A 5,321-nucleotide genomic window follows, 5' to 3' on the forward strand; every position below is an offset into this window, starting at 1 on the left:
GGGACGCCGGGGAGGAGCGACGGGGTCAGCGGCCGTTGTAGCGGCCGGGCCGGTGGTTCATCGCTATGACCAGGTTGAGCACGGCGACGCCGGCCAGCGAGGCGAGGACCACCATCGGCTCCACCAGGGGCAGCGCGCAGAGGATCACCACCGCGTCGAGGCCGAGCTGCACGTAGCCGGCCCGCCAGCCGTACCGGTCCTGCAGGTGGAGGGCGAGGATGCCGAAGCCGCCTCCGCTGGCGTTGTGGCGGAACACCACGATCATCCCGAGCCCCACGCACAGACCGCCGAACACGGAGGCGTACCAGGGGCTCATCCCGGAGAGGGTGACCAGTTCCTGCTGGACGGGCGTCAGCACCGAGGTGAGCCCGACCACCGTCAGGGTGCGCAGGGTGAAGGACCAGCCCATGCGCCGCACGGCGAAGTAGTAGAACGGCAGGTTGACGACGAAGAAGACGGCTCCCAGCGGCAGGCCGCCCGTGTAGCTGACGAGGAACGACGCGCCGGCGAGGCCGCCGGTGACGCCTCCGACGGCGTGCAGGAGGGTGAGCCCCCAGGACATCAGGAAGGCGCCGATCACGTACGCCGCGGCGTTCTCCACGAGGGTGTGCGGAGCGGCGGGGGAGGCGGCCGGAACCGGAGAGGCGACCGTGGCCCGGGAGTCGGCCTCGGTCGAGATGGCAGAACTCGACATGACCGAAAAAGTATCACCTATTTTTCGCACGCCTGTTTCCAGGCGATGTCACTCCGTGGTACAGGACATCGCCCGCGAACGCCGCCGCCCCGTGCGGCCGGCCCCGGAGGGCGGGCCGCACGGGGCGGCGGGGAGGACCGGCCGGCGGGAACGGCCGCGCGGGCGGCCGCGGGCCGGGCGGTGTGCCGGTCAGGCCTGCTCGACGGCCGCGGCCGCGATCTCGTTGTCCACGTAGGTCTCGTCGGCGGGGAGGCTGTCCATGAAGGAGCTCACCGAGAAGACGGCGCGGCCGGGTCCGGGCGGGCCGTAACCGGGCGGGGAGGAGAGGCCGAAGTCCTCCATCGTCTGCCGGTAGGCCTGCAGCAGCCGGATGTGGTACTCCAGCGGCGCCCCGTCGGGGTTGGTCTTCCCGAGCGGCGTGGTCGGCTCCGGGCACCAGGTGGTGAACCGGGGGGTGATGCCGTTCGACATGAAGAACCGCAGGCCCTCGGTGGTGGAGGCGATGGCCTCGTCGACCGTCTTGAAGCCGAACGGCTCGGCCATCTCGACGCCGGCCACGAAGTTCGGGATCACGTTGCGCGGGCCGAAGATCTCCGCGGAGTCCAGGATCCGCCGGTGCCACTCGTCGCGGCCGACGTACCGCTCCTTGCCCGGGCAGTACATCTTGAACAGGTACTCGTCCCACACCTCGAAGTTGGGGTGGTAGATCTTGACGCCGTAGTCCTTGAACCGCTGCACGTCGTCCTTGGGCAGTGCCTGGGCGACGACCTTGCCGATCCAGCGGTCCGGGAAGCGCTCCTCGATGGCCTTGGCGTAGTGGCCGTAGAAGTCGGCCTCGTCACGCCCGGCGACCTTGGAGGTGATGGCGCCGCCGGTGAGCGTGTAGGCGGTGGAGGTCTTCTGGGTGTCGTACCTGTCGATGATCTCGAGGGCCTCCAGCACCTCCTCCACGTCCTTGACGCCCGTGTAGGGGCGGCCGGCCTTCTTGTGCTGGCGCCAGTTGTGGTTGATGTCGCAGTACTGGCACTCCTCCTTGACCCCGAAGTACTGGCACACCCGGAAGACCGTGAGGTAGATCAGGTAGCCCCACTGGATGGTGGGGGCCACCTCCATCACGGACTTCCCGTTGGAGAGCTTGTGCCGGTAGTACTCGGGCATCGGCGGCACGCCGACGTCGGCGATCCGCTTCCCGTCGAGGTAGAGGCCCAGCATGCCGTGGTCGTCGGCGGCGACCCGGTAGGGCGAGCCCGGGTTGACCCGGACCGAGACGACGGTGCGCCGCAGGTCGTAGGGGCCGCCGGTGAGGATGATCTCCTCCGGCGGGCGCCGCAGCGCGGCCTCGCCCAGTTCGGGGAGGGTGCCGTGGTCGAAGGAGAAGATGAAGTAGGACTTCGGTTTGACCTCGCCGTCCTCGTTGTCGCTGAGCGCCGAGGCGTCGAACGCCACCCCGCCCCGCAGCAGGTCCTCCTTGAACACGGCCTCCCGCGGTACGTGCGGGAACCGCTCCATCAGATCCTCGACCAACGCGGTACGACTGCCCGTGCCCGTGCTCATACCGTTCTCCTTCCCATGCGCGACTTCTCACCGTATGCCGCCGGTGACGCGCGTGCGGTACCGGGTCCCCGTGTCACGCCGCGAGGCGGCCCGGATGTGGGGCGCCTCACAGTCGTCGGCGCAGGTGAGGGCTTTCCCGCCCGCGGGTGAGAGGCTGAGGGCCGGACCGCGCGCCGCGCGCCTGTCCTCGCGGAACCGCGCCCGCCCGAAGGAACCTCGCATGACCACCACCACCGCCGCCGCCCCGACCAACTGGGCGGGCAACGTCGTGTTCTCCGCCGCCGAGCTCGCGCGGCCCGCCTCGCTCGGCGAGCTCCGCGAGACGGTGGCCGGTGCGGGCCCCGTGCGGGTGCTGGGCAGCGGGCACTCCTTCAACACGATCGCCGACCCGGGCCCGGACGGCGTGCTGCTCTCCCTGGACGCGCTGCCGGCCGAGGTCGAGGTGGACACCGCCGCGCGCACCGTCCGGGTCGGCGGCGGGGTGCGGTACGCCCGCCTGGCCCGCGAGGTGCACGCGCGCGGGCTGGCGCTGCCGAACATGGCCTCGCTCCCGCACATCTCGGTGGCCGGGTCGGTCGCCACCGGCACCCACGGCTCCGGCGCGGCCAACGGCCCGCTGGCCTCGGCCGTGCGCGAGGTCGACCTGGTCACCTCCGACGGCTCCCTGATCCGGATCGGCCGCGACGACGCCCGCTTCGGCGGCGTGGTCACCTCGCTCGGCGCGCTGGGCGTGGTCACCTCACTCACCCTCGACCTGGAGCCCGCCTTCGGGATCGAGCAGCGGGTGTTCACGGAACTCCCGCTGGAAGGGCTGGACTTCACCGCCGTCGCGGAGTGCGCCTACAGCGTCAGCCTGTTCACCTCCTGGCGCCGGCCGGTCTTCGAGCAGGTGTGGGTCAAGCACCGGACCGGCGACGGTCCCCTGGACTTCGGCTGGGCGCCCGCCGCCGACGGCCCGGTGCATCCGGTTCCGGGGATGCCGGCGGCCAACTGCACCGAGCAGCTGGGCGTGCCGGGGCCCTGGCACGAGCGTCTGCCGCACTTCCGGGCCGAGTTCACGCCGAGCAGCGGTGACGAGATCCAGTCCGAGTACCTGCTGCCGCGCTCCAGGGCCCTGGAGGCGCTGCACGCCCTGGCCGCGATCCGCGAGGCGGTCGCTCCGGTCCTGCAGATATCCGAGGTCCGCACGGTGGCCGGCGACGAACAGTGGCTGAGCCCGTCCTACGGCCGGGACAGCGTGGCGCTGCACTTCACCTGGGTGGACGACACGGCGGCGGTCCTGCCGGTCATAGCCCGCGTCGAGGAGGCCCTGGCGCCCTTCGACCCGCGGCCGCACTGGGGCAAGGTCTTCACCGTCCCCGGTCCGGTGCTGCGCGAACGGTACGAGCGCCACGCCGACTTCGCCGCCCTGGCCGACGAGCTGGACCCCCGCCGCGCCTTCCGCAACGCGTTCGTCCGCGACTTCCTGGGCGACTGATCCCCCCTCCCCCGGCGGGCCCGCCGCGTCCTACCGTGTCGGTATGACGCACCGCCTGCTGGTCCACACCCGCACGACCGGGTACCGCCACGACTCGATCCCCGCGGCCCTCGCCGCCGTGGGCCGGTTCGCCGGGTTCACGGTGGACGCCACCGAGGACCCCGCCGCCCTGGAGGGCGACCTCTCCCGGTACGCCGCCGTGGTGTTCCTGTCCACCTCCGGGGACATCCTGACCGAGGCCTCCCGCGCGGGGCTGGCGGCGGCGGTGGAGTCCGGCACGGGCTTCGCCGGCGTGCACGCGGCGGCCTGCACCGAGGAGGGCTGGCCCTGGTACACCGGGAGCCTCCAGCGTTCGCGGTTCGCCGGCCACCCGCCGTACGGGCCGGGCCGTGTCCTGGTGGAGGACCGGGCGCATCCGGCCACGGCCCACCTGCCGGCCGAGTGGGACTGGAGCGACGAGTGGTACGACTTCGATCCCTGCCCCGACCCGGCCGAGGTCCACGTGCTGCTCCGCGGCGGCCAGGACCGGCACCCACTGGCCTGGCACCACCGGCAGGGGCGCGGCCGCGTCTTCTGGACCGCCCTGGGCCACGCCGACGGGGCGTACTCCGACCCCGGCTTCCTGGCCCACCTGCGGGGCGGCCTGGAATGGGTCTGCGAGGGCCGGGGGTAGGGACAGCCCCCGTACGGCGAAGGGGGTGCGCCGGATCGTGACGGCGTGCCCGGCTCCGTAGCGTCGGTACCGTCGGCAACGGCCGACGCGAAGCCCCACCCGACCCGAACGGAGGCCCCCGTGGCCGCAGTCCATCGCACCGCCCGTGTCGCCCTGGTCGCCACCGGCACCGCCCTCGCGCTGGCGGCGCTGAGCGGCTGCGGCTCCGGCCTGGAGGACGCGGAGCCGCAGAAGCGCTCCTTCGCGGCGTCGGCCGGCCGCCTCACCGTCGACACCGACAACGGGGACCTGGCGGTCCGCCCCGCCGACGTGGAGAAGATCGAGGTGACCCGGTGGTTCGCCGGCTGGGCGCTGATCGGCGAGCCCGAGGCCACCTGGGAGATGGACGGCGACCGGCTGGAGCTGAGGACCGACTGCGGCGTGGTGGTGGCCGGTTGCTCGGCCAGGTACGAGGTGCTGGTCCCCCGCGGGACGGAGCTGACCGTCACCGGGGACAACGGGGACATCCAGGCCTCGGGTTTCGGCACCGCGCTGCGCGTCGAGACGGACAACGGCGACGTCGAGGTGACGGACTCCACCGGCCCCCTCACCCTGGAGGGGAACAACGGGGACCTCCGGGCCACCGGCGTCACCTCGCGCCGGGTGAAGGCCGTCTCCGACAACGGCGACGTCCGGCTGGTCTTCGCCTCCGCGCCCGAGCGCACGACCGTGGAGTCGTCCAACGGCGACGTGACCCTGGAGGTCCCGGAGGGCACCGCGTACCGGGTGGACGCCGCCTCGTCCAACGGCGACGTGACGACGAAGCTGCCGACCGACCCGGACGGCGCGCACCGGCTCGACGTCCGCTCCGACAACGGCGACATCACCCTGCACGCGGCCGGCTGACGCGCCCCGGGCGGCGCCGCCCGGCGGCCGGCCGGCCC

At 72.8% G+C, this 5,321-nt stretch carries 5 protein-coding genes; 3 read left to right on the forward strand and 2 right to left on the reverse strand.

Going from position 1 to position 5,321, the window contains the following annotated elements; translation table 11 throughout:
• Positions 1-25: 25 nt before the first annotated feature.
• Together A2U95_RS03310 and A2U95_RS03315 are read right to left on the reverse strand one after the other, a co-directional pair.
• Positions 26-694 (reverse strand): YitT family protein, encoded by a 669-nt coding sequence (locus A2U95_RS03310; RefSeq protein WP_166020725.1) that lies wholly within the window; start codon positions 692-694, stop codon positions 26-28.
• A gap of 189 nt (positions 695-883) precedes the next feature.
• Positions 884-2,248, reverse strand: coding sequence for a radical SAM protein (locus A2U95_RS03315; protein WP_166020726.1), 1,365 nt, complete (start codon positions 2,246-2,248; stop codon positions 884-886).
• A gap of 220 nt (positions 2,249-2,468) precedes the next feature.
• On the opposite strand from A2U95_RS03315, the gene A2U95_RS03320 reads away from it, so the two are divergent.
• The 3 genes from A2U95_RS03320 (at position 2,469) to A2U95_RS03330 (ending at position 5,283) form a co-directional block, all read left to right on the forward strand.
• Positions 2,469-3,725: an FAD-binding protein gene (locus tag A2U95_RS03320; protein ID WP_166020727.1), complete on the forward strand. Its 1,257-nt coding sequence runs from the start codon at positions 2,469-2,471 to the stop codon at positions 3,723-3,725.
• 43 nt (positions 3,726-3,768) lie between these two features.
• On the forward strand, positions 3,769-4,398 hold the full coding sequence (locus A2U95_RS03325; protein WP_166020728.1) for a ThuA domain-containing protein: 630 nt from the start codon (positions 3,769-3,771) through the stop codon (positions 4,396-4,398).
• Between the two features lie 120 nt (positions 4,399-4,518).
• Positions 4,519-5,283, forward strand: coding sequence for a DUF4097 family beta strand repeat-containing protein (locus A2U95_RS03330; RefSeq protein WP_166020729.1), 765 nt, complete (start codon positions 4,519-4,521; stop codon positions 5,281-5,283).
• Positions 5,284-5,321: the final 38 nt, after the last annotated feature.

Source organism: Streptomyces chilikensis (genome assembly GCF_001642695.1).
GTDB classification, from domain to species: domain Bacteria; phylum Actinomycetota; class Actinomycetes; order Streptomycetales; family Streptomycetaceae; genus Streptomyces; species Streptomyces chilikensis.

Excerpts from the sequence above, each read along its gene's own strand:
- A2U95_RS03320 (WP_166020727.1), top strand. The coding sequence starts at position 2,469 with ATGACCACCACCACCGCCGCCGCCCCGACCAACTGGGCGGGCAACGTC.
- A2U95_RS03325 (WP_166020728.1), top strand. The coding sequence starts at position 3,769 with ATGACGCACCGCCTGCTGGTCCACACCCGCACGACCGGGTACCGCCAC.
- A2U95_RS03315 (WP_166020726.1), bottom strand. The coding sequence starts at position 2,248 with ATGAGCACGGGCACGGGCAGTCGTACCGCGTTGGTCGAGGATCTGATG.
- A2U95_RS03310 (WP_166020725.1), bottom strand. The coding sequence starts at position 694 with ATGTCGAGTTCTGCCATCTCGACCGAGGCCGACTCCCGGGCCACGGTC.